Raw genomic sequence first — 25,569 nt, 5'->3', positions numbered from 1 at the left:
CCAGCTTGTAGGCCTAACATGATTTCTCAATCAGTCAGGAGAAAAATTATGCCATCTATTGTTGTTGTAGGCGCTAACTGGGGCGATGAAGGCAAAGGCCGTATCGTTGATTTTTTAGCAAACGAAGCTTCTGCTAGCATTCGCTTTCAAGGCGGAAACAATGCTGGCCATACCGTAGTAAACGACTTTGGTACGTTCAAACTGCACCAGCTACCAAGTGGCATTTTTAATCCTGATTGCACAGCGATTCTTGGCCCTGGCATGGTGATCAGCCCTGCTGCATTAACTGAAGAGATTGAAGAAGTACAAGCGGCTGGTATCAAAGTGAAAATGGCGATTTCAGACCGCGCGACATTGTGTCTGCCTTTGCACGCCCTTGAAGATACGCTTGAAGAAGAGCGTTTAGGTGATGGCGCTTACGGCTCAACACGCCAAGGTATTGCACCAGCGTACGGAGATCGTGTGATGAAGAAAGGCATTCTTGTGGGTTGGTTAAATCAGCCTGAGATTTTAGAGCAGCGCATTCAATTCTTACTTGATTGGAAAATGCCTCAACTAAAAGCGCTATACCCTCAATGTGATTTCACTCAAACCGCTTCTGAAATGACAGAATGGCTACTTGAAGTAACGAAAGCTTGGCGCCCATTCATTTGCAACGTGACGGAGCCACTCAAAGCACTGCAAGCACAGGGCGCTAATTTACTGTTCGAAGCACAATTAGGCGCAGGTCGTGATCTTGTTTACGGTGAGTATCCTTGGACCACATCTTCCAATGTTACCGCAGCCTACGCGGGTATCGGTAGTGGTTTACCTGCCCTTCGCCCTGAACGCGTTATTGCGGTTGCTAAATCATTCAGCTCATCTGTGGGTACTGGTACGCTAGTAACTGCAATGGAAGAGCAAGACAGCTTCCGCGAAAGCTCTAACGAATACGGCGCAACAACAGGTCGCCCACGTGATATGGGTTACTTTGATGCGGTAGCCACACGCAACGGCGTTGACCTGCAAGCTGCGACTGAAATCGCACTGACTAAGATAGATTGCCTGTCTGGTTTGTCTGAACTTAAGATTTGTACGGCTTACTCAGGTGAGCACACTGAGAACCCAATTTGGCCGCAAACAGCAGAACTAAAGCCTGTATATGAAGATATGGCAGGCTGGGACGAAGACATAACTGACTGCCGCTCGTTTGAGAGCCTTCCTCAAGCAGCACAAGATTACGTAACTCGCATCGAAGAGTTGATGGGCGTGCCAATCGTGATGGTATCGGTAGGCCCTGAACGCGAGCAAATGATCATTCGAGGTTAACTCTCAACTCGAGTATTTCAGCTAAAACGATTGTTTTGGCTGAAATACTCATTGATAAAAATCAAGTGTCATCAAATTTAAAGCGACTGCCCATTCTTCTTATAATTCTCAGCCTGCTCTAGCACGCCTTTGTAAACATCATCGTTATCGTCTTCATGTACAAACAGCTCATTGATAATCGTGATATAACGCTCAGCTACGGCCCCTACTTCTCTATACGCCATTTCAAGGATCATCTTAACTTGTTCATTGTTCTCTAGTGGCACATAGTTCTGTTTATCCATATACGACTCAATAACTGCAATTTTATCGTCACTCCCGTCAAGAAACTCTCGAAAATCTTTGCTCGCTTTAGCACTGTTACACTCTTTGCAGCTTGGAACCAAATTTCCAAGTTTATGCTCTCCTAAATAGACCTTATTGATGGGGATCGCATGCTCAATGACTAATTCCTTCGCCTCACCACAATAAGCACATGTATGATTAAAATAAGCTTTAGTTGCTTGCCAATCCTCTTCTGAAAACTGCTCTGAGCCCAAGTTGCTAAGGACGTTTCTTACCAGTAAGTTTTGAGCATTGCCTATCGCACTTCCACGGTATCGACTGTTTGCTTTACGACTTCGAACGGAGGCTTTTTGCTTAGACGTTACTTTCGCGTCTAATAACAAACCCTCAAGCTGAGATTCATCATACTCAATGCCTATTCGTTTGAGGTAATCAATAAAGTAAACGGTGTCTCTTTCAATCCACTGGCTACAAGCGCGTATCGTTTTACCTCGCACCAAATAAATATTTGTCCAGTATCGCTTTGATATCTCAGGAGGAAGGTCATTTTTATCAACCAAGAATGAAAAGTTGATATTAAATGTTTGTTTAGAATAATCAGCATCGCAAAGTCTTTCTAATTCCGTGTGATCATTTTGCTCACAGTACTCGATAACTTTAGGTAGAAATGACTGTACAAGTTTGCCAACTTTCATGTGCTAGCCCATTCAAAGTTCGTTAGCGGTACGTTAAGTGTATAACCACAATTTTTATCTGCATTTTTTCGATAAGTCGAACAACTCCCAAACTTACCGTACTTCTCATTTCTTAACTTCATTTCACTGCCACAACGCTTGCACAATGGCCGTATATCTCCGCACTCTTAGTTAATGCATTCGTTAGTTATACTGCTCATCGGTCTGCCACACTCGCTACAAGGTGTCATTTGTGTTTACAACGAGGATAGAAATAACAAGATAAGAGGAAGATTGTTAAGAGGAGGAATTACAGGTACAAAAAAGCCCACACTAGGTGGGCTCTTTTTGGATTTGGTGCCCGCTACTGGACTCGAACCAGTGACACCTTGCATGTCATGCAAGTACTCTAACCAACTGAGCTAAGCGGGCGATGTTCTAATTTCTTATTACTACCATCGTGACAAAATCAATAGTTATGCAATAAAATAAATAAGGAATGGTGCGTCCGAGTGAACTCGAATCACCGACCCCCGCCATGTCAAGGCGGTACTCTAACCAACTGAGCTACGGACGCATTCCTTTAGAACGAGAAAGATAGTAACGACTGATTTATCGTGGTGCAAGTTAAAATTACACTTGAATCAACCGTTTGCTCTTATTCGCATCAATGCGTTGATTTTTTAGACGAAAAACGTAAATAAAGTTGAATTGCATCACACTCAATGTGAGCCTGACTTTACTTTATTCGTCATCCACATCGAACACCACATTGTAGTTCTCGGTATACGTACAGTTCGGCTGGCGGCTACAAGTGAAAAAGCGTCGGCCTTTATGGTCACCTTGACTTGCTAACTTGATGATCATCGGGCTACCACATTTTTTACAGAATCGAACTTCTTTTGATGGTTCAATTAAATCGATGTGTGCCGCCAGTAACCGCTTCAAACGGCTCACTTGATAGCTGTGTTTAATAGATGCACCAATCAGTGGTAAGCCTGCCGATTTACACACGTGAATCAGTAGCTTTTCTCGATCGGCCTTTCCCTTGTTGAGCTCTTTGCCGTTATCAAGTTCAATAATCACGCGAGGCTCTAACGTTCGCGGGTCGCAGACCACAAAATCAAAGTAGCTACGTGAGATTTTGTTGTTGGCGATAAACCAATTCTTCTTGTTATTAGCCTTAGCGGGGACAAGAACGTTCGACATGCTGACCTTAGCAAACACTTCACCATGATTGCCCACAGCGGATTTAAGTGCGTTATAAAATGTCGCCTGTTGCGCCGACATCAACGACCCTTTTTTCTGATAAGCATGATCTTTGGTGTCATCATGCTTCACTAGATACTTTTGGATAAAGTAAAAGAACACAACCAGAACAATTACAACGATAAAGATATTAGTCATTTTCCAACACAATCACGTCTGTATAGGGATTAAGATAGTGGCTAGCGTATGTAGAAAAGCCTCACGTGGCAAGCAAAAGAGCGAGAGTTGCCAACCAGAATCACGACCTTTGAATGCTGTAATCACTATGAACTATCAAGAGAACCGGCTACAGAGGGCGAACTGGTTGAAATGCTGCAAGGTGCCGCTAAATAACTCATATAGAAAATGTTGATATAGATAAACTCGACATATCGCTAAGTAAACCCTACTTCTCACTCAAATTTTGATACTAGCGATCTCAGAGTGTTCCAGAAGCCATTCTTATCTCACGAAGAGCAGAATGACTTTTTGTTTCCTGATTAGCGATTAACTTTCAGCGATGATGACTTGATTCCTACCCGACTCTTTCGCTTGATACAATGCATCATCCGCAGCTTTGAGGTACTTCTTGTAAGTATCTTGATTGAGTTGCTCATGAGCAATACCAATCGACGCCCCTATCGACGTGGTGAGGTCTAAAGAGCCGGATTGCGTATCAATGGGGGTTTCGGAAATGGCTAAACGGATAACGTTCAACTGTTGCTCAGGATCAATGGAACCAGACAGCAGTATAACAAATTCTTCACCACCCCAGCGAGACACTGCGTCATTTGGAAATAAGTGTTGCTTTACTCGCCTTGCGACTTCCACTAAAACCTCATCACCAACATCATGTCCAAAGGTGTCATTAACGCGCTTAAAGTGGTCAAGATCTAGAATAGCTAGACTGATTCCAAACCGTGAAGCATTAAAAGATACTGGCTGAGTTAACAACTGCTCTAGATAGCGTCTGTTGTATAGACCCGTTAGCGCACACGTCGTAGATTGAGTGACCAGCGCTTTATTTTTACTTTGAGTGCTGCGAAGCCTAATCGCCAGTAATCCAGCACTAATGCTGACCATTATAATCAATGTCACCACAATTCTGTTTCTCAGTTGTTCCTTTTGAAGCAGCAACTCGTTGAGGTCTTTTTCTGTATTGAGTAATTCATTTTCGTTAGCGAGTGTCTTCTTTGCATTGTCTTGTTCTAGTAAGAAAATGTCACTCTGCCTTTTATCAAACAATAACGCTTTGTTGCCATGATAATATTGTTTGTAGTAACTCAGTGCAGTATCAAGGGCGCCCTGAGATTCGTAATATTCAGCCAGTGTTTTTAAGCCTAGCACCTTCCAACTTCTGCTCCCAACCACTTCAAAGATTACAAGTGCTCGTTCAAGATCATCCAATATGGCGTTATCTTGATCTAGTCCAATATTTGCTAACGCGCGGCTTAGGTAACACTGCCCGTTTTGAAACGTGTACTTCTTAATATTCGGCGCTTGAAGACATTGATTAGCCACTTGTAATGCTTTGCTGAAATTGCCCTCTGATAGCAGTACATCACTGTAGGTTCTCAGTAATAAGATTTTGTATCGAGCAGTGACTTTTTTGCTATCGAGTGCTTTTGCCTTTTCATAAGCAATTCGGCCATTAGTCACATCGCCACTGCTTAAATACACAAATGACTCGTTTATGTAAAGGATGCCAATCGCGTCATCTTCAAGTAAGCCACTGTTAAAATAGAGCTTTTTTGCTTTCTCGATAATACGCAGGGCTTTAGGCCAATCCTCTAAATAAATGTAGAGCAGCGCCATGTTCGACATAAGCTTGCTATTATAAATATGCGTTGGATACTGCTTGCCAAGTTGCAGCCCTTTATAGAGAAAGTACTGAGCGTCTTGCAAGTCGTTTCGCACGTTATTAATCGCTCCCGCGGTGTTATACGCTTTAACCAATAACTGATCATAACGAATAGATTCAGCAATGCTTATCGCGGATCGAATTTCAATTTCAGCGATTGCAAGTTCCCCTTTCTTGAGATATTCAATCGCAGATTCAACCAATGATTCTGACTTCAACCACAACATATCTTCATGCTCAGACAACGTTTTTATTTGCTCTACGTAGGACATCACGGCGTCGGCATCTCGTTGATGTTGAGCGACATTCGACAAAATCATAAGTCGATAAGCTTGGTATATTGCTTTGTCATTAATGCCAGTGGGCGGCCGAAGTAGATCAAGTTGATGTTTTGCAACAGATGGGGAACTGCGTGACAAACCGAGAATATGAATTAACTTTTTTCCATATTCAGTTTGAGAGAGTTCTTTTTCTGGAGTGTAGGCAGAAGTACTGTCGGCTTGAGGAGGACTAAAGTCCACATCATTGAGCGGATACAGCAAATAAAGCCCGAATATGGCACTCATTGTCACAACGAGTAGAAATGAACCTAAAACGTTGTTTTTATTCATGTATTAAGACCGTTACAAATTGAAAGACCATATCACTGCTGTTTATCCATATTAGAAACTAATTATACACGAGGCCTACACAGATTAAAATGTTATCAGTTCGACGAACTGAACAAGGTTATTCTGACTAATTAGAATAATCAGGCAACTTTTTGATTTAACTCAGTCATTCATCTGGCACATTGGCGTTATAGTGATTTTCCTGTTCCTTAGCCGTGACTTCTGACGAATGAGCGGAAACATAATGAGAATTAACAATGACCCAAATTAATGAACAACGTCTTGTCGACCATTTCTGCGATCTTGTGAAAATCGATAGTGAATCACGCAACGAAAAAGCCATCGCGGAAGCACTGGCTGAGCAGCTAGGTGAACTCGGCTTTGACGTACATAAGCTGGCCGTTCCTGCACAAGTGTCGAATGGTTTCAACATCTACGCTCGTCTAGATGGCACTCTTCCAGGCAGCACAGTATTCAGTTGCCACATGGACACAGTAACGCCAGGTATCGGCATTGAGCCAATCATTGAAGACGGCATCATCCGTTCAAAAGGCAACACAATTCTAGGTGGCGACGACAAGTCTGGTATCGCAGCTATCATGGAAGCGGTTCGTTGCATTCAAGCTGAAGGACAAGCGCACAAAACCATTGAAATCGCATTCACAGTATTCGAAGAAGGCGGTTTATTCGGTTCTCTGAATTTCGATATGTCTTACATTCAATCTGAGCACGCTATCGTTCTAGATACAGGTGGCCCGATTGGTACGATCGTAAATGCTGCACCAGGTCAACAGAAGGTAACCGCGACAATCAAAGGCCGCCCGGCTCATGCTGGCTTGGCACCAGAAGAAGGCATTAGCGCAATTCAAGTAGCTGCAGACGCAATCACCAAGATGAACCTGCTTCGTATCGATGAAGAAACAACAGCAAACGTGGGTATTGTTGAAGGTGGTCAAGCGACGAACATCGTAATGCCGGAGCTTAAAGTAGTAGCAGAAGCGCGTTCACTGAACGGTGAGAAGCTAACTGCTCAAGTTGAGCATATGATTTCGACATTCGAAGCAAGCGCGAAGCAATTTGGCGCCGAAGTGGAAATCGAATCAACTCGTGCTTATGATGCATTCGTGATTGCAGACGATCACCCGCATATTCTTTCTATCAAATCGGCATTCGAGAAACTTGGCGTAACGGCAAACACCAAACGTACTGGTGGCGGTAGCGATGCAAATAACTTTAATGCTAAAGGTCTAACAACCGTTAACCTTTCTACTGGAATGGCAAAAGTTCACACCACTGAAGAGTATATTGCAGTGAAAGACATGGTCTCAATCACTGAGTTTGTTATGGCTTACGTAACACAATAATCTTACTTGTGAGATAGGTGTACACTACTAACTGACTCATATCAAAAAGCCGAGTTCACATGTGACTCGGCTTTTTGTTGTCTGAATTTAGCCAGAAGTTCGAACCTAGAAACCTCTACGTTTCCAGAACTGACCTTCATCTTTCGCGACCAGATCGAAAGTTTTATCTGCAATGATGTTGCCTTTCAGTTCGACCGTCATTCTCCATTTACCGATTTTATTCGATACAGGGGCCCAAATAGTATCACCTAGATAGAAATCCCAATCGTTGTTGCCGACATACTCTTCCCCATCGAATGGTTCTAGCACTTCGCCTTTGTCTGTGGTGATGTTCGGGTGATAAATGCAGTAGCGGATCTTTTCGCCTTTGGCTTTTTTAATATTCAGAATATAACCAAACTCTACGTCAATTTCGGCATCAACGATGGTGGTGAACTCTTGGATTTTGGGAAGATCTTTAGATTTAGAATCCCACATCGTGTAGATGCCGTAAGATGTCATATCGACGATAGCCGATCGCTTTGCCATGTGTACTACCTAATAATTGTGTATTACCTAATTTTTCTTCGTTCTTTGCGTTAACTCATTAGCCAGAAATAGCGGGTTATTCTTGCCAATCTTTTGCCATGCGCTTAATCACGGATGGTTCGATGTCGTGAATGCTGCCAAATTGCTCTCTACACACTTCTATAATCAAATCTGCTTTATATTTAAGTGCGAGTTGGCGGTAAGCCTTCATTTCCCACTGCTTGATAAAGGTATTTGATACAACAACATCTAGCCCTTGTTTCAAGCCTTTTTCCACGGTGTTCTGACACCACTCATGGGCTTGTTGTAATCGCCTAGGATCAAACTGATACACTCCTTGATCATTCACAAAATACATATCGGCTTCGACATGCAGTGCATCGTAGGTTTGCGCTTTTGTTGACTTGCCGGAACCGGGCAGCCCTCGAATGAGTATTAACTTCATCTATCACTTTGCAGGCTAATTTGAAAACGTAAGTTTATCTTAAATGTTTGTCGCTTGCTCTAATAACTATCTTTCGTCACTTACACACACCCTATATCCGACTCGGATAGTCGTTCGACATGATGGTACGCGACTTGAAATCGATGGATTGTTTCTGATAGAAAACACAAATAATTTACATCTATCCATTTTGTATATCGACAAGCGTGTCAAACTATTATAGATTTAGATGTATAGACGTCTACATATCTAGCTTAGGGAGAAAGCTGTGCCTATTCGCATTCCAGACCAATTGCCCGCATCCGATGTTCTTCGTGAAGAAAAAATTTTTGTTATGCCGCTATCAAGAGCATCGACACAGGAAATTCGTCCACTTCGAGTCTTGATCCTCAACCTAATGCCGAAGAAAATTGAAACAGAAACTCAATTCTTACGCCTGCTATCAAACAGTCCATTGCAAGTAGATGTAGAACTGCTGCGCATCGACGACCGGCCAAGTAAGAACACACCGACGGAGCACCTTGATAACTTTTATCGTCAATTTGAGATGGTAAAAAATCGTAATTTTGATGGGCTGATCATCACTGGTGCGCCGCTTGGTTTAGTTCAATTTGAAGATGTTATCTATTGGGAACATCTACAAACCATCATGGAATGGGCAAACAAACACGTTACGTCGACTCTGTATGTATGTTGGGCAGCTCAAGCTGGTTTGAAATTGCTGTATGATTTGCCAAAGCGCACTCGTAAAGACAAGCTGTCTGGTGTTTACAGTCATGAGATACATAACCCCTTTCACCCTATTTTACGTGGCTTTGATGATACGTTCTTAGCGCCTCATTCACGCTATGCCGACTTCTCTCAGGAATACTTAGCCGAGCATACAGATCTCGATGTTCTTGCGACTTCCGATGTGGCGGGAGTATATTTGGCAGCAACGAAAGACAAGCGGAACGTGTTTGTAACAGGTCACCCGGAATATGATGCTCATACACTTCATAATGAGTATATTCGTGACTTAGGTGAAGGCATGGAGCCGGTTATCCCTATCAACTATTACCCAAACAACAACCCAGACAATAAGCCTATTGCCAGCTGGCGTAGTCATGGTCACTTATTATTTTCAAATTGGCTAAACTACTGCGTTTACCAACAGACACCTTACGATTTGGATCACTTCAGCGAAGACAATTTCACCAAAGACGATTAAACGGCAAGTTATTTTTGTCAGCCATAGAGATCTGTATTCAATAGGTTGTTGATAATAAAGCCAATTGGATGCGGATTTTTTATGGTAAGTGGCTCGCATTCCATAGCAGATTTAATACTTCGACTTATTCGATTCCATATGATGGGCTGGTGTTCATAAGGAGCTGCACATGCCTTCCAAGTCATTTTTATCACATTTCATATTATTCACATCTCTTTCACTAATAGGCTGCGTCTCTGTCACTGAAGGTCCACCTAAAATAGAAAGTGACCCAATTGCGATGTCTGAGTCCCGCATTGAGTTAGGCTTAGGTTACATGGGGCAAGACAATATGGTTAGAGCTCGTGAAAACCTAGAGTTAGCGATCAAGCATGCGCCTAGTTATTACAGAGCACGACTCTCTATGGCGCATTACTATGAAAAAGTTGGCGAAGTAGACGAAGCAAGATCCACATATCAAAAGGCGCTAAGTTTAGATTCAAGAAACGGAAATGTATTGAATAACTACGGTACGTTTTTGTGTAAACAAGGCGAGTATGAGCAGGCTGACAAATACTTCAACCGAGCCATCGACCAACCCTATTATTATTTAGTCTCTGCCAGTTATGAGAATGCGGCCTTTTGCGCATTTAAAGCCGGTAATACTGACCAAGCAAAGTATTACTTCACACGTGCTATTGACCACGATCCGAATCGAGCAAAGTCGATATTACAGCTATCAAAGATTGAAGTAAGTGAAGCAGATTATAATAACGCGAGGCTTCGTCTGTTCAAGTTCCACCAGCGCTATGGCTATCAAATTCCATCCCTTCAAATATTGGTCGAACTGGAAAACAAAGCCGGAAACAGCGCGCTTGAGAAGAAGTACCAAACCAAATTAGACGAGTTGCTCTCCACTTAGACTCGCTGGAATATAAAAACGGGCTTGTTGAATGAACAACAAGCCCGCTTTCTTATGTAATCTATTAGATACTTTCTGGTATGGAAGTGTTATTTAAGCGCAATCCACTCTTGTCTCTGCTCATCATCCATAAAGCTCCACGCAACAAAGCGACTTACCTTTTGGCCTTGCGACATCTCTATTACTTTCACTTGTTTTGCTCTTAACTTACCAAGCTCTGAACGAATCATATCAACGTTGTCTTTCTTAGAAATCAACGTAGTAAACCACAGAACTTGCGTAGCGAAGAGTTGGCTCTCTCGCGCCATTTTCATAATGAAGGCGGCTTCGCCACCCGGGCACCACAACTCTGCTTTTTGTCCACCGAAGTTCAACGTTGGCTTATCTTGTTTCGCGTACGATTTTTTAGATTCTGGCTTGAATGACTTGCCTGCTTTCTTAGCGCGATTTGCCGCTAGATTATCAAGTTTACGCTGTGACCCTTTTTCCGCTTCTTCTAAAGAGCCGTGGAATGGAGGGTTACAAATAGTGACATCGTAACGTTCATTATCCTTAATCACACCTTTAAAGATAGCTTCAGAGTCTGCTTGCAAGCGTGCTCGGATCTTACCCTTTAGGTTCGCATTACTTTCTGCGATGAAGTTTGCTGTTTTGATGGATACAGGGTCAACATCGGTACCCGTGCAACGCCATTTGTATTCTGTCGTGCCAATAATTGGGTAGATACAGTTTGCGCCAACACCAATATCTAATGCTTTCACAGATGCGTGATTATAAGGTTCGCCTTGACCATCGCTGTTAAGGATGTCTGCCACTCTATGGATGTAATCTGCTCGGCCTGGAATTGGCGGACATAGGTAACCCGCGGGAATGTCCCAGTGCTTAACGCCATAGTGATGTGCTAGTAGCGCCTTGTTAAGTAACTTAACGGCCAATGGATCCGAGAAATTAATCGTATCTTCACCGACAGGGTTCTTAATCAAGTGCTCTTTCAACTCAGGTAACGCAGAAACCAAAAATTCGAAGTCGTAACGACCTGTATGTTGGTTTCTTGGGTGCAGTCCACTCGCAGGTTTAGCCGTATTCTTGTTACGTTGTGAACCACCCGTTCGTTTCGTGCCTGAAAGCTTTTGCGAACCGCTCGATCTTTTTGGTGTGCTCTTATTCGAAGTGCTTTTTTTAAACGGTGCTTTACCCGCTCCGCCTTTATTATTGGTTGGTTTACTAGAAACTTGCTTGGCTTTATTCTGTCCAGCCGCTTTTGAATCCGCATTGTTACGGTTTTTATCAGAGGTGCTGTTTTTCGACAGGCTTAGCGTGGTTCTATTTTGTGATTGGCTCATTAGGCTACTTCTTTAAATCTAAATACATCATGAATAAGCGGGCATCTAACTCAAGTTGATGATATTTCGGTTCCATGTGACAGCATAGTTGGTAAAAGGCTTTGTCGTGCTCTTTCTCTTTGATGTGCGCCAGTTCATGCACTACTAGCATTCGGAGCAAAGGTTCTGGTGCATTTCTAAACACACTGGCGATACGAATTTCATTCTTCGATTTGATCTTGCCACCATGATTCTTTGCAACATAAGAGTGGAGGCCTAATGCATTATTGATTAGGTGTATCTTCCCGTCGTAAATCACTTTGCTGATGGGTGGTGTTTTCTTCATGTAGCGATTTTTAATCTCAATCGCATAATCAAACAGGGCCTTCTCACTTTTTATATCATGATTCTTTGGGTAGCGAGCTTCAAACCAAGGCACTAATTTACCCGACTCTATAAGTTGAGTCACAGGGTCGATAATGTTTTTAGGATAACCTTGAATATAGCGTAAAGAAGGATGCATTTTGAAAGACCGTACAAGTTACGCCACGACAATACGTTGTGGTCTTGAAATTTGAGCCGCATAGTGTAACTGATCACACTTTTCTAATCACCTAGGATTCGTTACACTTTAGCAAGATTCACCAAGAGCTAGACTCAGCAAGAGAATGTAAAAATGAAACGTGTTGTATTGTACGTCGCAGACAAATGCCCACACTGCAAAGATGCCCAGCGCTATTTGGACTCTAAAAAAATTGAATACCGCCTAACGAACGCAAAGATGCAGCGTGGCCGTAAAGAATTACAGGCAATGGGTGCTCGCTCTATACCTGTACTGAAAATCGGCGACCAAGTGATGGTCGGATGGAATCAGAAGAACTTCGATAAGATGTATAACTCAAAGAACACCTAACGTGTTCTGAACCAGTCATACTTCTATACAGCAAAGCCCGCAGATCCGAATAAGGACCTGCGGGCTTTGTTTTGTCTATTTCATCTTACTTAGAGCATGTTGATCTTTCGAGCTGATTTTTGCAGCGAGTTGCTGGGTATTTATACAAGGCAGAGGCGTCGATGTGTAGCTAGCCTACATGAGAAGCCGATAACGTAGTAGAAATGGCCAGCAAACGCTGCCCGAAGGGTTCGGCTAAAAGCGTTTTACTCTTTGTTGAGGGGGATTTGCTTAGAATGACTAGGCTACTTCCCCCCCTCGCCGCGATTAAAACGCTTTTATCTCGAACAAAATTTAACCACGAAAGGTCAACACGCCCTAATCACACATACTGCTTCACAAAATCAATAAAGGTTCGGTCTGCTTTCGACAGATAACCTTCCTTTCTCCAAGCCAAAGATAGATTAAGCTTTACAGGGTCTTTAAACGGCACGCCGACCACATCTTCTTCGTACTCTGTCACTAAGCTAAGCAGTGCTGTAATCGCGAATTCCCGTTTCACGATAGATAGAATCATCGGTAGCAAGTTGGTCTCGAACGCTATGGTCATGTCCAAATTGTATTTTTTGCAAGTAGCGTCGATGAAATCGCGGTGGAAGTAACCCGACTTGAACATGATCAGCTCTTGCGCGAAAAACTCTTCAAAAGTGATAGATGGCTGTGAGGCTAATGGGTGCTCTTTACCTACAACGGCTAACATCTCTGAACTTAGCAGATGGTCGGTTTCAAGATCGTCAGGCACATTTTCATGATTGATAACCCCAATATCGAGTTCACCGTTTAATAGCATCTGGCGTATCGAGGCTGTACCCGCATCAATTAGTGTCAATTTTAGGTTTGGGTATTGGCTTTTAAAGGCCATCACCACCTGTGGGAAAAAGTAACTCCCCATCATGCTTGGCGCCCCTAATCGCACTTCTCCTTTTTCTAAACCCTTTAATTCGTTCATAGCAAGTTGTGCATCATCAAACTGCTGAGCAATCCTCCTGGCATGCTCGAACAACACCTTGCCCTCTTCCGTTAACGTCACGGATTTGTCTCCGCGCCGAAACAGAATTAACTCCAGTGTTTGTTCAAGTTTCTTGATGGAAATACTCAATGCAGGCTGTGCAATATGCAGAGCTTTAGCCGCCTGCGTAAAGTTACCAAACTGAGCAACGGCTAGAAAATGTCGAAGGGGTTTTGATTCAAGCATATCGATATATTAAATATATGGAGGTGATATTTTTAATATATTTCTTTAATTACCTTTGTACTGATAACTTGTTCACAAATAAATTACTTGTTCAAAAATAACTTAATTAATCGCACAGGCGTATGCAAATGTTTGATAAAGGCAGTACTCAATACAAACGAATCACCCAATCATTAGCGATTGGCTCGTTTATCATTTTCTGTAATCTCTACCTTTTTCAACCTATTTTGCCGCACATGGCGGAGCATTTCCAAGTATCAGGAACCCAAATCAACTGGCTGTTTGCCGCTACGACACTCGGGCTATCCATTAGTTTGGTGCCTTGGGCAATCGCATCGGAAACCTTTGGTCGAAAACCCATCATTCTGTTCAGTTTGTTCGCTATTCCTCTGATTGGATTGAGCATGGTGTTCACAACTACCTTGTTGCAACTCGTGATAGCCCGCGCATTCATGGGCGTTGCTGTCGCGGCGTTCGCTGGTGTGGCAGTTGCCTACATGGTCGAGGAGTTGACACCCAAAGCCTTTGCCGTCGCCATTGGTGGTTATATTGCGGCTAACTCGCTTGGCGGGATCTTTGGGCGTGTATTAGGCGGCTTAATCACAGACTATTTCGATTGGCACGCAACTGTTCTATTTTTCGTGGTCGGTTCATTGCTAGGTGCGCTCTTTATCGCCTACCGTTTACCTGATCAACAGAACTTCAAACCTCAAAAAGGGTTGTTCTTTCACCACAATCGCTCTGTAGTCATGCACTTAAGAAACCGTACCTTGTGGCTCGCGATGTTGATTGGTGGCGCTAACTTTGCGCTGTTTGTTAACCTGTATTCTGTCATGGGCTTCCGGTTGGTATCTGAGCCGCACTCCGTGCCCGTTGGTTTAGCGTCACTCATATTCCTATGCTACTTAGCGGGTACTGTCAGTTCTAAGCTATCCAACAAATGGACACAGCGCTTTGAACCTTTGAATGGCATCTTAATAGGCGTATGTATCAGCTTAATCGGGATGTTAATTTCTGCTGTTGATAAGGTCCCGTTCATGCTAGCAGGGTTGTTGTTGATTAGCGGCGGCGCCTTCTTCGCACATACGCTTGCCTACTCTTGGGTCAGTCAAAAAGCATCGAGTGCAAAAGCTACAGCAACCGCGCTGTACCTTGTACACTATTACATTGGCGGAAGCTTAGGTGGATTCCTACTCTTGTATTTCTGGCAACTGTTCGGTTGGAATGGCGTGATTGCGGGAGGTTCTGTCTTCTATATTGCAATATTTGCTTGGGTCTATCAGTTGAAACAGCTTCAAGTATCGACCTCTAAGCTAGCTGAAGCTTAACTAAGGTAAGGTGTCTGATTGAATTATTGCTTTTGATCGACGTCCGTTCTGATATCCTACGCCAAATTTTATTCCGGAACCTGTTATGTCGAACACTCAAAGTACTGATCTTCAAGCTATACACGACCAAGTAAAACAGTGGTTAGATGATGTCGTTATTGGCTTAAACCTGTGTCCATTCGCAGCCAAGCCACAACGTAACAAGCAAATTAAGATCTTTGTGAGTGAAGCGAAAACGGAAGAAGCGTTGTTGGAAGACATCATGACGCATTTTGTAGAGTTAGATAACACGCCAGTTGCGAAATTAGAGACAACGTTGGTGGTTGTGCCTAACATGCTGCAAGACTTCTTCGACTACAACATGTTCATTGATTGGATTGAAGCGTTGATCAAGCAACAAAACTGGGAAGGCGTTTATCAACTCGCGACGTTCCACCCTGACTATTGCTTTGGTGGTGCGGATCCAGAAGACGATGAAAACCTGACGAACCGCTCCCCGTATCCGGTTTACCATTTGATACGTGAAGCCAGCATGGAAAAAGTGTTAAAGCACTACCCTAATCCTGAAGCTATTCCTGATACCAACATCGCAAGAGTTGAATCTTTAACACCTGCAGAGCGTCGTAAGTTGTTCCCTTATCTATTCTGCTAATCGTAAACAGTAGAGAATTGAGGCCTGATCAATTTCGACTTACGAGCCTGATCACTCTTGATAATATGGGCGAGAAATAAACTGATCTCGTCCATTTTGTTTAGCCATGTACAGGCATTCATCGGCAACTTTAATCAGAGAATCAAGCGCCGACATCCTTTCCCCTTTGGTGTCCCCTGTACTCAACTCAAAATGACACGCACCGATTGATATAGTGACAGGCTTTCTATCCAGTGTGATTTTTTTCATCTCTTGCAAAAGCGTCATGAACTTATCTTCAACACAACTTGGGGGGGTATTTGGATACCAAAGAATGAACTCTTCACCACCAAAACGTGCCACAAACTCACCCTCTTGAGTGTTATTATTCAGCACGTTCGCCACTTTCTTTAATACAACATCACCCATTTGGTGGCCATAAGTGTCGTTGACCTGTTTAAAAAAATCGATGTCGACGACTGCCAAGGTCCCCTTACCTAAAGATCCTTTTAACTGCTCCACTTCTGCATTCAATGTTTTGAACAAGCAACGTCTACTCGGTAAGTGTGTCAAAGGATCGTACAAAGCTTGGTACTCTAGTTTCTCATTCAGTTCTTTGAGTTTTCGTTCTTGCTGTCTTCTAACAAGTTCAACTTCGATCCATGAAGCCATGAGCCTCATAACATCAATATCGAATTCTTTGAACTCACGATGATAGGGAGCTGGGCTTGAAAAGTTTAAGGTGCCATAAAGCTCATCATTAACGAAAATGGGGATGCCAATGTAAGACTCCAGGCCAAAAGACTGATAGGCTGGATGTGTCGCATACTGATCGTGTTTACCACAATGCTCAATACAGGTAGGGCCAATCGATTTACAAGTAATCTCGCAATAGGTCGAGCAATATTCGAACGTATCACCGCGATGGAGATCAACAACTTCAGGTGTAATACAGTGTTCAACAAAGTAAGTGTCACCATCAATTTTAGATAAGATACCAATATCTAAGTTGAAGCGTTCAAGCCCCATAATAAGCAATTGAGAGATCTGATTATCGAAACCCTTTCGATAATCATTGGTGATTTGATACAAGCGGCGTATAACAACTTCGCTTTCACTAGCTTGATGCATAAATGTAATTCCATTGCTGACCAAGTAAATGACAACATTATTAGTATATAAAAAGAGTAAATGTTAAAAATACACAATAATCAATCGGTTTGTACGCAAAGTGCTTTACTGGTCAAATGAATAAAAGTGGAGTTCTTCGACTTTACGTTAGCACCCTATTCCTAGCTTTGGTAAAATAATCCATTAACGAAACAGAATGGATAGGAATATGACCCTTTCTCAACTAAGCCAAGAAATCTACGATCACCTTTACCGCGACATTAAAGAATTCCGCAGTACTTTTGATCTGCCTGTTGCTGCTCCTGAAACCATGGATGAAAAAGGCGATACGCTACATACCTCTCTAGCGATCGAAGAACTAACAGAACTTGCAGAAGCTGACTCTAAAATCGAGCAAGCAGACGCTATCGTAGACAGCGTTTATGTTTTGATGGGACGTTTGGTTCACCTTGGTCAAGCTAAGGTAGAAGACAACCTAGCAATCAGTTATCTGATCGACTTACTGCTGAATGTTTCTAAGAACCGTTCAATCGACTTTCTGCCTTGTTGGGACGAAGTACACTCAAGCAACATGAGCAAAGTATGTCGTAACGAAGCAGAATACGCAGAAACAGAGGCCTTCTACGCTAAACAAAATATCAAACTGATGGCGGTTCAAAAAGGCGAATACATCATCGCGAAGTGTGCAGAAGATTTCGTATCTGAAGGCAAGACAATTCGCCAAGGTAAAGTACTTAAATCAGTACACTACCGTCCTGCGAACCTTGAGCCACTAACGGCTTAAGTAAGGCTACGACTGAAGGTGTTTAATGCACCGCGAGCTAAAATAGCAAACGCCACGTTTAAATAACGTGGCGTTTTATTATCTGCCAGTGATTTTTAGCGGCGTGCCTATACCAATCGCGCCATGTGATAAGCCGCGACATAATTACCATTTCTAAAAGCAAAATTCGCAGACTCCCCTTCAATAACAAAACCGAACTTCTTATACAGGCTAATCGCTCTTTCGTTATCGGTATAGACAGTTAACTCCATTCGCTTGATGTTAATCCAGTTATCACACAAGTCGATCGCGGTCACGAGTAACTGACTACCGACTCCTTTGCCTAATACATCGTCTTTAACACCCATACCAAATGAAGCAACATGACGCCTTCTCGGGTTTACACACACTTCCATTCCCAAGTTACCGACAATTTCCCCATCGATCAGCGCGACATAGGAATACACATTATCAGGCATATTAGAAATTCGTTTTTGCCAGCTTTCCAGAGATGGATTTGGGAGTTGCAGCGTACCAGTATAAGCATTAGTGCATTCGTAGATTTCTTTTATTCCCTTCGCATCTGACGGTTCAGACCGTCTCACTATAATACTCATCGCAACTCCTACTATTATTCTTCACTAATTGTGATGCACATCCTCAATGTGCACCTAAACACACTAACAAATAGTGAATATTAAACAATAGGTTAATTAAGAATGTTTTTGTTAGAGCTACAGGTTGGATAGATCTTGATGATCCGAAGAGGACATGAGTTTGAGGAACAAAAACCAGAAACGCATATTTCTGGTCTTCTTTTTTTATTGCGTAAGCGACTAGGACTCTGTTTCCGAATCACTTTTCTCTAAACTCATAACGTTCAAAACAGCGAAGGAAGCAGCCAAGAATAGACCTAATATCCAAACAAAATACCACATGAAAAACTCCTTAATACAGTGAATGGCTATTACGTTCGACATACTCGCTATCGAGTCGCCCAAACATGGTGCGGTAGCTAAAAGCTGTGTAACACAGAATTATGGGCACCATCACAAACGCTACCCCTGTCATGATGTTCAAGGTCAGTTCACTCGATGTCGAATCCCAAAGAGTTAAGCTATGACTTGGATTAACACTAGACGGAATGATGAATGGGAACATCGTAAAACCAACCGTTAATACAATGCACGCATTAGTAAAACTGGAGCTGATGAAAGCCAGCGCATCCCATTTTAATCTCGCACTCACCAGCGCCAATAGCGGAATTAGAACACTGCCTATAGGCGCGAACCACATCCAAGAATAAGTCTCGAAGTTGGTTAACCAAGCACCTGTTTCAGCTATCACTTGTTTATTTAATGGGTTTGAAACAGCGCTATGGTTCAACTCACTAACAATCAGATAACCATCAATGTCGCTTATTATTAAACCACCTAGCACCATAAGACTAGCCACAAGTATCGCACTCACCTGCGTAACCAATCTTACCTTTGTATAAAGCGCATCTGTGGTTTTCATCATCAGCCAGGCACTGCCTTGCAACAACGCCATTAATAACCCAACGAAACCACACAACAGAGCGAATGGATTAAGCAAATCAAAAAACGAGCCGTGATATTCAACCATGAGCAAACTATTCAGAGAGAATGGAAGCCCTTGCATTAAATTGCCAAACGCGACACCAAATAAAATCGGCGGAAAGAAGCCTGAAAACGAAATCGCCAGATCACACACTTTTCGCCATTGATCGTTATCTATCTTGGCTCGATACTCAAGCGCAAGAGGACGTAGCCACAATGAGATCAGTGTTAAATACATCGCAACATATAAGCTTGAAAACGATGTCGCATACACCAGAGGCCAAGCAGCAAACAGAGCACCACCTGCGGTAATGAGCCACACTTGGTTGCCGTCCCAATGGGGTGCAATGGAGTTAATCATCACGCGCCTTTCTGAATTGGTTTTACCGATGATCGGCAATAGCGCCCCGACTCCCATATCGAAGCCATCGGTGATCATAAAGCCAATCAGCAAGACACCAATCAGAACCCACCAAATTAAACGTAATGTGTCATATTCGAACATGAGTCAGTCACCTTATTGTTGAACTTGTTGTGCCAGTTTGGCTTCAAGTGATGTTGTTTGTTCATAGTGATAACGCCCTGTTTTCAAACTACTTGGGCCTTTTTTAACGATGGTAATCATCAAGTAACTTTCAGCAATGATGAATACGGTATATAAGCTGATAATGAGAGCAAGAGACGTAAGCAGGTTTTCAACGGTTTGAGAAGAAGCCGCCACCGTCACAGGAAGAATTTCACCAACAGCCCAAGGCTGGCGGCCGTATTCCGCAACAAACCAGCCAGCTTCAATCGCAATCCAAGGTAATGGAATCGACCATAGCGCCGCTTTGAGTAGCCAAGGCTTTTGCGTAATATTTTTACGGTAGGTTTGTAGGAAGGCCGCACCAAAGACAAACAACATAATGAAGCCACAACCCACCATGATTCTGAATGACCAAAACAGAGGCCACACAGTTGGGATTGAATCATCGGCTGCTTGTTGGATTTGCTGTTCAGTAGCATCAGTCACGGTATCTGTGTATCGCTTAAGCAATAAGCCATATCCGAGGTCTTGCTTGGTTTGATCAAAGGCTTGTTCCGTCACATGTGAGGTATCACCAGATCGCAAACGCTCTAGCAATTCATAAGCAATAATACCGTTTCGAATACGCACTAAATGTTGATCACGCAACTCATGAAGACCCGTCACTTGCTCGTCCAAAGATCGCGTTGCGATAATCCCCATCACATAAGGAATTTTCACAGCAAAGTCGGTTTTACCCTCCTCTTGATTTGGTAATCCGAATAAGGTGAAAGCCGCTGGTGCAGGTTCGGTGTGCCATTCCGCTTCAATCGCTGCGAGTTTTACTTTTTGAACGTCACCCAGTTCATAACCAGATTCATCACCAAGTACGATTACGGAAATGATCGAAGCTATTCCAAAAGATGCGGCCACAGCGAAAGAGCGCTTGGCAAAGGCAATGTCTCGACCCTTCAGCAAATAATAAGAACTCACACCAAGAATAAACATCGCACCGCAGGTATACGCCGAAGCGACCGTGTGTAAGAACTTAACTTGAGCCACTGGATTAAGCACCACTTCCGCAAAACTGGTCATCTCCATACGCATGGTTTGGTAATTAAACTCTGAGCCAATTGGGTTTTGCATCCAACCATTGGCGACTAAAATCCACAGTGCAGAAAAGCTTGAACCTAAAGCCACCAGCCAAGTCACGACAAGGTGTTGGCGTTTGGATAGCCTTTCCCAACCGAAGAAGAAGAGCCCAACAAAAGTGGATTCGAGGAAGAACGCGACAAGCGCTTCGATGGCTAAAGGCGCACCGAAAATATCGCCGACATAGTGAGAATAATAAGACCAGTTGGTGCCGAACTGGAACTCCATGGTTAAGCCAGTCGTAACACCCAACGCAAAGTTAATACCGAACAATTTGCCCCAGAAGCGTGTCATGTCTTGATAGATTTGCTTACCGGTGAGTACATAGATCGACTCCATGATCGCCAATAAGCATGACATACCGATAGTTAATGGGACGAAGAGAAAGTGGAACATAGCGGTTAGCGCAAACTGTAAACGCGACAATTCAACTACATCAAACATTTAAGCTCCAAACATCATAATGATGGCTTTCATATTAATAATTGGAGCGTATTTCAGCACAGTTCTAACGAACCAAACTAGAACAGATTGATCATTAAAAAACAGAACAGATTGTTTATCCAGTCAATAAATGACTAGCATTGAGGTAAAACCAATCGATAACTTAGCTAACGGTTGAAGCTTGCAGTTCCATGGTTCTGATTAGGTTGCCTAGCGTTTGAATGGCGTCTGCGATTTTATCGTCACAAGCGTATGAACAATTCAAGCGAATGTGATGGGAGAACTTTTTGTCACTACTGAATATGATCCCTGGAGCGACAGATATATTGCGTTCAAGAGCTTGCTCATAAAGCTTCTCAACACAAACCGAGTGAGGCAATTCTATCCAAAGGAAGTAACCGCCTTGGCTTTTGTGAATCAGACTACTTTCAGGCAAACTGGATTCTAGAAGTGCTATATGTGCCTTCTTCCTTTCATTCAAAAGCTTGCGAAGTTTTTTAAGGTGGTTGTCATAACTATAAAACGTCAGGTAGTGAGACAGTCCAAGTTGGATAGGAATGCTACTTGAGAGCGTTGACAGGTGCTGTAATCGTTGAATCTTCAGCGCTTTTTTACCAGCCACGACCCAACCAATTCGAAAACCGGGAGACAGTGATTTGGAAAACGAACCACAAAGCATGATCTGTTCATCAGAGTCATAGGCTTTGGCGGGTAATGATGTTTGATTACCAACGTGAAGTTCTCGGTATACATCGTCTTCGATCATCGGGATCTTATGTTGATTCACCAACTCGGCCAGTCGTTGCTTGTTTCTGTCACTCATCGAATAACCAACTGGGTTTTGTGATTCTGTCATGAACCAACACGCTTTAATGTCCATTGATGCAAACACTGACTCCAACACATCGAGATCTATACCCGTTTCAGGGTCTGTTGGTACCTCAACTGCCGTCAGGTTAAGCCTTTCAATAGTCTGTAATACACCGTAGAACGCAGGATACTCGATAGCGACTAAGTCACCCGGCTCTGTGCAAGATTGCAAACAGAGATTAAGCGCTTCCATCGCACCAGAGGTAATCACGATGTCATCAGGCAGTACATTTAGACCGTGCACTTGGTAACGCTGAGCAATTTGTCTACGGAGTGTTTCACTGCCCGGAGGCAAATTGGTAAGCATACTGTTATCCGGCATTTGACGGCTGGCGTTGGCTAAGCTGCGTGACAATGCTTGATGAGGAAACAAGGCAGGGTCTGGAAATGCCGAGCTGAGTGGAATAACACTAGGATCTTTCGCTCGTTGGAGAACATCGTAAAGCAGATCACTGATCTTAACGGGATACGGCTTGATGGCTTTGTGTTGCGCGTTTTCTGAAGTGAATACATTTCTGCGAGGTAACACGAAATAGCCTGACTTAGGCTTTGAGCGTACATAGCCTTGATCTTCAAGCTGCTGATAAGCTTGCAATACCGTCTCGATGCTAAGTTTGTACCGCTTACACGCATCTCTAATTGATGGGATCTTCTCACCACTCAGCCAAATGTTTTGCTCTATCTGATTCTTGATTGTATTGGCGAGTATCTGTGATTTTTTCATCAATAAATTCTTTTCTATCTAATGCGCTTAAAGATTACCTAATCATGGATATTCGAGTTACGCGGGTATTCAAGGTAAACCAAAGCCCTACCCTAAACCCAATTACCTTCACGGTCGACTTGTTTATCTCTCCCATAAGAAAAGGCACCACACTCATCAATCGAGTGTGGTGCCTTAATTACTTACTTAGTTACGTCGTTTAGATTAACTAGCTGACTAGTTAGCTGGACGCCAAACGCCCCATTTGTCGTTATCGTATGTCGCTTGAGGGTTTGCACCACCTTGAACCCACCATTGCGCTTTCCACGATTGGTTTGAGTAAGTCACAACTTCACCACCTAGATAAGTTGCTGATGAATCCCAAGTGCCAGGGTCTGGAGTCGGATCAGGATCCGGCGTTGGATCTGGGTCTGGTGTTACGCCAATGTCATCAGTAATCACTTCGAACGTAAAGGTTTCCACACTGTTGCTTTCAATAGAGCTAGCCATAAACGACAAGGTTTCATTGGCCGTAATACTAGTCGTATCTACAACAACTGACGCAGTTCCGTTATTTTGGATGTTTACTGCAGAACCTTGAGTTTGAGTTAATGTAGCCGCTTCGCTTGTTGCAATCACAACTTTGTCGCCAGCATTCACTACGTTGTCACTCTTCACTAGCTCATAGATATCGCCTTTCAATGGTTCAACACCACCGTCGCCACCTTCAATCAATGTTAGCTGACCTGAAGCACGGCCATCCTTTGAGTTAAAGAAGTTGCGTGTAGGATCGTTTTGGAAATACATATAATGCTGCATTTCATCATGCCAATCACCAATGAACACCGCGCCATCTTTAAACTCTTCATGCCAACCGTTGATTTCAGAAGCCAGCAAACGAGCCCAGTCATTAACGTTTGAAGCGTCGATAGCAATATCAAAACTACGCGCTACTTCACCGTACTTGTTGATGATGTCGTAGTTAACGGTATCACCGACTTGTGGAGTACCAAATTGCTCTGAAACAAATAGGTCACCACGCACGAGATCAGGCTCAGGTCCTGGCTCTGGTGGAGGGGTTGTATCACCCGCGATAGTGATGTCTGAACAGTTGTAGAAGCCTTCACCCGCAGCATCGTCACGTTGCCAACGTACGTATAAGATTGCGTCGCCAGAACGGTCAGATGGAATCGTTACGTTAATCCGGTATTTACCACCGCTTACAGGAACGTTCCCCACTTCCTGAATAAGATCTAAGTCCCCCCACGCTAGGCCTTTGCTCAGGTCTGCGTTTGGCTTCGTTAGGTAAAACTCCCAGAATGACGGGTTGTGTGGTGCCGTCGCGTTGAATACATATTCAAATGTACCTGTACTTAGCTCGGTGCGAGTCCAACCAGTGTGAGGCGCACCCATGCCGCGTTTTTGCGAATCATTGGCGTAACATAAAGTGCCGTCAGGAATCGCCGCCTTTACAGCATTGATGTTGTTGAAATCTTGAATGTTTTTTGCGTATTCGTTACGTTGAACGAACGGGTATGAGCCAGAAATATCTTTCGCTTGCGCACATGCAGCATTTGGTGGTGTACCCGACCAAACCCCGCCTTGCTCGTAACAGGTGTTCTGACGTGCACTTGGAAATTCAGACCAGCCATGAGCATTTGCCACTGACGGCACACTCGATAGCATAGCCATACCCACTGCTATTTTTAGAATATTATTATTTATTGTTGTCACTTTCCCACTCTCTATTATTTTAACCCTACACAACACTAATATTGGCTAACCAACCACCAATACTGTTAGAAGATTTATAGTTTTGACTTGAAGAAGAACAACAAAAAATATATACATCAACACCGTCTATAACAGCGGGGATTATATTAATAGGAATCGGAATCACACAACTCAAGTAAATGTGTTGTCGATAAATGATGTTGCTTCGAATTATGACATTTCAGTATTCTGTGTTGATTGAGGGAACATTATTCGGAATGAATAAAACAGCGACTTTATGATTAAACCGCTTTGGGGATATAAAGGCGTTAGGTAGTAAGAAGATATTTAATAACGGCTATGCATGCCCATGCGATGTGACATGTCATCGTCCATACGACCGCCTTTCCAACCGCCGCCACCCAAAAGATTGAGCACATCACGCGCGGTGTAATTCTCGCCGCCGAAGAAATCATTAGACACATCATTACGTAACAGCTGGATAGTGGGAACCAATTCAACATCTAAATCTTGTGGATCAGCAAACAAAGCCAATGCGATTTGTTGTTGGCGTTTACTCAATTCACGAGAACTCGTTTCTACCTGGCCAATCGAGAAAAAGTCACGGCTTCCATAGCTCTTTACCAACCTTGCAGACAGTAGCTTAATAACCTTTTTGATCCTTCGTCTTTGAATATATCTAAACACTCTAATTCCTCTTCCAATTTACAAATATCACACCAAATGTTGTTCAGATTTGAGCAACACTTAGAATGTCACCCTTTATGACGATGCTCAATATATAACGTCAGTAATATACTGATTAACAATGCGAAAAAGCAATT

The 25,569-nt window shown here is 43.1% G+C and carries 24 protein-coding genes and 2 tRNA genes; 8 read left to right on the top strand and 18 right to left on the bottom strand.

Going from position 1 to position 25,569, the window contains the following annotated elements:
* Window positions 1–48: 48 nt before the first annotated feature.
* Window positions 49–1,308, top strand: a complete 1,260-nt coding sequence (locus OCV24_RS06845; protein WP_150878529.1) for an adenylosuccinate synthase — start codon at window positions 49–51, stop codon at window positions 1,306–1,308.
* Between the two features lie 77 nt (window positions 1,309–1,385).
* Here OCV24_RS06845 and OCV24_RS06840 read toward each other — a convergent pair whose 3' ends face one another.
* From OCV24_RS06840 to OCV24_RS06820, 5 genes are all read right to left on the bottom strand, one after another.
* Entirely contained in the window at window positions 1,386–2,288 is a 903-nt protein-coding gene (locus OCV24_RS06840) for an HNH endonuclease (protein WP_046224115.1), read from the bottom strand.
* Window positions 2,289–2,622: 334 nt separating this feature from the next.
* Window positions 2,623–2,699, bottom strand: a tRNA-Val gene (locus OCV24_RS06835).
* Between the two features lie 68 nt (window positions 2,700–2,767).
* Window positions 2,768–2,844 (bottom strand) — tRNA-Val (locus tag OCV24_RS06830).
* A 167-nt stretch (window positions 2,845–3,011) separates the two neighbouring features.
* Window positions 3,012–3,674: a DUF2726 domain-containing protein gene (locus OCV24_RS06825; protein ID WP_046224114.1), complete on the bottom strand. Its 663-nt coding sequence runs from the start codon at window positions 3,672–3,674 to the stop codon at window positions 3,012–3,014.
* Between the two features lie 348 nt (window positions 3,675–4,022).
* Window positions 4,023–5,987, bottom strand: coding sequence for a tetratricopeptide repeat-containing diguanylate cyclase (locus OCV24_RS06820; protein WP_150878527.1), 1,965 nt, complete (start codon window positions 5,985–5,987; stop codon window positions 4,023–4,025).
* Window positions 5,988–6,244: 257 nt separating this feature from the next.
* On the opposite strand from OCV24_RS06820, the gene OCV24_RS06815 reads away from it, so the two are divergent.
* Window positions 6,245–7,351 carry a M20/M25/M40 family metallo-hydrolase gene (locus OCV24_RS06815; protein ID WP_017057404.1) on the top strand — a complete coding sequence of 369 codons (1,107 nt, stop codon included), beginning with the start codon at window positions 6,245–6,247 and terminating at the stop codon, window positions 7,349–7,351.
* A gap of 105 nt (window positions 7,352–7,456) precedes the next feature.
* Here OCV24_RS06815 and OCV24_RS06810 read toward each other — a convergent pair whose 3' ends face one another.
* Window positions 7,457–7,879 carry a DUF3859 domain-containing protein gene (locus OCV24_RS06810; RefSeq protein ID WP_136979752.1) on the bottom strand — a complete coding sequence of 141 codons (423 nt, stop codon included), beginning with the start codon at window positions 7,877–7,879 and terminating at the stop codon, window positions 7,457–7,459.
* Window positions 7,880–7,955: 76 nt separating this feature from the next.
* Entirely contained in the window at window positions 7,956–8,324 is a 369-nt protein-coding gene (locus OCV24_RS06805; RefSeq protein WP_017057406.1) for an ATP-binding protein, read from the bottom strand.
* A 268-nt stretch (window positions 8,325–8,592) separates the two neighbouring features.
* Between OCV24_RS06805 and metA the strand changes: the two genes are divergently transcribed.
* Both metA and pilW read left to right on the top strand, forming a co-directional pair.
* The gene (gene metA / locus OCV24_RS06800; RefSeq protein ID WP_046224109.1) at window positions 8,593–9,534 is read left to right on the top strand and encodes a homoserine O-acetyltransferase MetA; all 942 of its coding nucleotides are present in this window, start codon (window positions 8,593–8,595) and stop codon (window positions 9,532–9,534) included.
* Between the two features lie 169 nt (window positions 9,535–9,703).
* Window positions 9,704–10,435, top strand: a complete 732-nt coding sequence (gene pilW / locus OCV24_RS06795; RefSeq protein ID WP_146448406.1) for a type IV pilus biogenesis/stability protein PilW — start codon at window positions 9,704–9,706, stop codon at window positions 10,433–10,435.
* Window positions 10,436–10,524: 89 nt separating this feature from the next.
* Here pilW and rlmF read toward each other — a convergent pair whose 3' ends face one another.
* Window positions 10,525–11,778, bottom strand: a complete 1,254-nt coding sequence (gene rlmF / locus OCV24_RS06790; RefSeq protein WP_150878525.1) for a 23S rRNA (adenine(1618)-N(6))-methyltransferase RlmF — start codon at window positions 11,776–11,778, stop codon at window positions 10,525–10,527.
* Window positions 11,779–11,782: 4 nt separating this feature from the next.
* Window positions 11,783–12,280 carry a YgjP-like metallopeptidase domain-containing protein gene (locus OCV24_RS06785; RefSeq protein ID WP_150878523.1) on the bottom strand — a complete coding sequence of 166 codons (498 nt, stop codon included), beginning with the start codon at window positions 12,278–12,280 and terminating at the stop codon, window positions 11,783–11,785.
* A gap of 153 nt (window positions 12,281–12,433) precedes the next feature.
* Between OCV24_RS06785 and OCV24_RS06780 the strand changes: the two genes are divergently transcribed.
* Window positions 12,434–12,670, top strand: a complete 237-nt coding sequence (locus OCV24_RS06780; RefSeq protein ID WP_004734934.1) for a glutaredoxin family protein — start codon at window positions 12,434–12,436, stop codon at window positions 12,668–12,670.
* A 361-nt stretch (window positions 12,671–13,031) separates the two neighbouring features.
* On the opposite strand, the gene OCV24_RS06775 is transcribed toward OCV24_RS06780, so the two are convergent.
* Window positions 13,032–13,904: a LysR family transcriptional regulator gene (locus OCV24_RS06775; RefSeq protein WP_017057411.1), complete on the bottom strand. Its 873-nt coding sequence runs from the start codon at window positions 13,902–13,904 to the stop codon at window positions 13,032–13,034.
* Window positions 13,905–14,032: 128 nt separating this feature from the next.
* Here OCV24_RS06775 and OCV24_RS06770 point away from each other — a divergent pair, with 128 nt between their 5' ends.
* Both OCV24_RS06770 and OCV24_RS06765 read left to right on the top strand, forming a co-directional pair.
* The gene (locus OCV24_RS06770; RefSeq protein WP_136997800.1) at window positions 14,033–15,232 is read left to right on the top strand and encodes an MFS transporter; all 1,200 of its coding nucleotides are present in this window, start codon (window positions 14,033–14,035) and stop codon (window positions 15,230–15,232) included.
* An 85-nt stretch (window positions 15,233–15,317) separates the two neighbouring features.
* Window positions 15,318–15,884, top strand: a complete 567-nt coding sequence (locus OCV24_RS06765; RefSeq protein ID WP_017057413.1) for a DUF1415 domain-containing protein — start codon at window positions 15,318–15,320, stop codon at window positions 15,882–15,884.
* A gap of 51 nt (window positions 15,885–15,935) precedes the next feature.
* Here OCV24_RS06765 and OCV24_RS06760 read toward each other — a convergent pair whose 3' ends face one another.
* Complete coding sequence (locus OCV24_RS06760) at window positions 15,936–16,994, bottom strand: sensor domain-containing diguanylate cyclase (protein WP_150878521.1); 1,059 nt, start codon at window positions 16,992–16,994, stop codon at window positions 15,936–15,938.
* A gap of 208 nt (window positions 16,995–17,202) precedes the next feature.
* Here OCV24_RS06760 and OCV24_RS06755 point away from each other — a divergent pair, with 208 nt between their 5' ends.
* The gene (locus OCV24_RS06755) at window positions 17,203–17,778 is read left to right on the top strand and encodes a nucleoside triphosphate pyrophosphohydrolase family protein (protein ID WP_017057415.1); all 576 of its coding nucleotides are present in this window, start codon (window positions 17,203–17,205) and stop codon (window positions 17,776–17,778) included.
* 107 nt (window positions 17,779–17,885) lie between these two features.
* On the opposite strand, the gene OCV24_RS06750 is transcribed toward OCV24_RS06755, so the two are convergent.
* The 7 genes from OCV24_RS06750 to OCV24_RS06720 all read right to left on the bottom strand — a co-directional run bounded on the left by OCV24_RS06750 (window position 17,886) and on the right by OCV24_RS06720 (window position 25,432).
* On the bottom strand, window positions 17,886–18,374 hold the full coding sequence (locus OCV24_RS06750; RefSeq protein ID WP_102506916.1) for a GNAT family N-acetyltransferase: 489 nt from the start codon (window positions 18,372–18,374) through the stop codon (window positions 17,886–17,888).
* A gap of 219 nt (window positions 18,375–18,593) precedes the next feature.
* Entirely contained in the window at window positions 18,594–18,695 is a 102-nt protein-coding gene (cydX, locus tag OCV24_RS06745; protein WP_017057417.1) for a cytochrome bd-I oxidase subunit CydX, read from the bottom strand.
* Between the two features lie 10 nt (window positions 18,696–18,705).
* Window positions 18,706–19,842, bottom strand: coding sequence for a cytochrome d ubiquinol oxidase subunit II (cydB, locus tag OCV24_RS06740; protein ID WP_102506915.1), 1,137 nt, complete (start codon window positions 19,840–19,842; stop codon window positions 18,706–18,708).
* Between the two features lie 12 nt (window positions 19,843–19,854).
* Window positions 19,855–21,438, bottom strand: a complete 1,584-nt coding sequence (locus OCV24_RS06735; protein WP_150878519.1) for a cytochrome ubiquinol oxidase subunit I — start codon at window positions 21,436–21,438, stop codon at window positions 19,855–19,857.
* A gap of 163 nt (window positions 21,439–21,601) precedes the next feature.
* Window positions 21,602–23,032, bottom strand: coding sequence for an aminotransferase-like domain-containing protein (locus OCV24_RS06730; RefSeq protein WP_017057420.1), 1,431 nt, complete (start codon window positions 23,030–23,032; stop codon window positions 21,602–21,604).
* Between the two features lie 216 nt (window positions 23,033–23,248).
* Entirely contained in the window at window positions 23,249–24,703 is a 1,455-nt protein-coding gene (locus OCV24_RS06725; RefSeq protein WP_150878604.1) for a lytic polysaccharide monooxygenase, read from the bottom strand.
* 369 nt (window positions 24,704–25,072) lie between these two features.
* A complete protein-coding gene (locus OCV24_RS06720) occupies window positions 25,073–25,432 on the bottom strand; it encodes a DUF6559 family protein (RefSeq protein ID WP_017092613.1) in 360 nt (119 codons plus the stop codon).
* Window positions 25,433–25,569: the final 137 nt, after the last annotated feature.

The organism is Vibrio kanaloae, assembly GCF_024347535.1.
Classification (GTDB): domain Bacteria; phylum Pseudomonadota; class Gammaproteobacteria; order Enterobacterales; family Vibrionaceae; genus Vibrio; species Vibrio kanaloae.
Note: the sequence above shows the minus strand (reverse complement) of the source record. Positions and strands in the feature narration are given on the sequence as shown.

What these genes read in the sequence shown, in the direction of transcription:
- OCV24_RS06805 (WP_017057406.1), bottom strand. Translation starts at nt 8,324, where the DNA reads ATGAAGTTAATACTCATTCGAGGGCTGCCCGGTTCCGGCAAGTCAACA.
- OCV24_RS06735 (WP_150878519.1), bottom strand. Translation starts at nt 21,438, where the DNA reads ATGTTTGATGTAGTTGAATTGTCGCGTTTACAGTTTGCGCTAACCGCT.
- OCV24_RS06765 (WP_017057413.1), top strand. Translation starts at nt 15,318, where the DNA reads ATGTCGAACACTCAAAGTACTGATCTTCAAGCTATACACGACCAAGTA.
- OCV24_RS06810 (WP_136979752.1), bottom strand. Translation starts at nt 7,879, where the DNA reads ATGGCAAAGCGATCGGCTATCGTCGATATGACATCTTACGGCATCTAC.
- OCV24_RS06775 (WP_017057411.1), bottom strand. Translation starts at nt 13,904, where the DNA reads ATGCTTGAATCAAAACCCCTTCGACATTTTCTAGCCGTTGCTCAGTTT.
- cydX (WP_017057417.1), bottom strand. Translation starts at nt 18,695, where the DNA reads ATGTGGTATTTTGTTTGGATATTAGGTCTATTCTTGGCTGCTTCCTTC.
- OCV24_RS06770 (WP_136997800.1), top strand. Translation starts at nt 14,033, where the DNA reads ATGTTTGATAAAGGCAGTACTCAATACAAACGAATCACCCAATCATTA.
- rlmF (WP_150878525.1), bottom strand. Translation starts at nt 11,778, where the DNA reads ATGAGCCAATCACAAAATAGAACCACGCTAAGCCTGTCGAAAAACAGC.
- OCV24_RS06755 (WP_017057415.1), top strand. Translation starts at nt 17,203, where the DNA reads ATGACCCTTTCTCAACTAAGCCAAGAAATCTACGATCACCTTTACCGC.
- OCV24_RS06750 (WP_102506916.1), bottom strand. Translation starts at nt 18,374, where the DNA reads ATGAGTATTATAGTGAGACGGTCTGAACCGTCAGATGCGAAGGGAATA.
- OCV24_RS06840 (WP_046224115.1), bottom strand. Translation starts at nt 2,288, where the DNA reads ATGAAAGTTGGCAAACTTGTACAGTCATTTCTACCTAAAGTTATCGAG.
- OCV24_RS06785 (WP_150878523.1), bottom strand. Translation starts at nt 12,280, where the DNA reads ATGCATCCTTCTTTACGCTATATTCAAGGTTATCCTAAAAACATTATC.
- OCV24_RS06725 (WP_150878604.1), bottom strand. Translation starts at nt 24,703, where the DNA reads ATGGCTATGCTATCGAGTGTGCCGTCAGTGGCAAATGCTCATGGCTGG.
- cydB (WP_102506915.1), bottom strand. Translation starts at nt 19,842, where the DNA reads ATGTTCGAATATGACACATTACGTTTAATTTGGTGGGTTCTGATTGGT.
- OCV24_RS06845 (WP_150878529.1), top strand. Translation starts at nt 49, where the DNA reads ATGCCATCTATTGTTGTTGTAGGCGCTAACTGGGGCGATGAAGGCAAA.
- OCV24_RS06825 (WP_046224114.1), bottom strand. Translation starts at nt 3,674, where the DNA reads ATGACTAATATCTTTATCGTTGTAATTGTTCTGGTTGTGTTCTTTTAC.
- OCV24_RS06815 (WP_017057404.1), top strand. Translation starts at nt 6,245, where the DNA reads ATGACCCAAATTAATGAACAACGTCTTGTCGACCATTTCTGCGATCTT.
- OCV24_RS06780 (WP_004734934.1), top strand. Translation starts at nt 12,434, where the DNA reads ATGAAACGTGTTGTATTGTACGTCGCAGACAAATGCCCACACTGCAAA.
- pilW (WP_146448406.1), top strand. Translation starts at nt 9,704, where the DNA reads ATGCCTTCCAAGTCATTTTTATCACATTTCATATTATTCACATCTCTT.
- OCV24_RS06730 (WP_017057420.1), bottom strand. Translation starts at nt 23,032, where the DNA reads ATGAAAAAATCACAGATACTCGCCAATACAATCAAGAATCAGATAGAG.
- OCV24_RS06820 (WP_150878527.1), bottom strand. Translation starts at nt 5,987, where the DNA reads ATGAATAAAAACAACGTTTTAGGTTCATTTCTACTCGTTGTGACAATG.
- OCV24_RS06760 (WP_150878521.1), bottom strand. Translation starts at nt 16,994, where the DNA reads ATGCATCAAGCTAGTGAAAGCGAAGTTGTTATACGCCGCTTGTATCAA.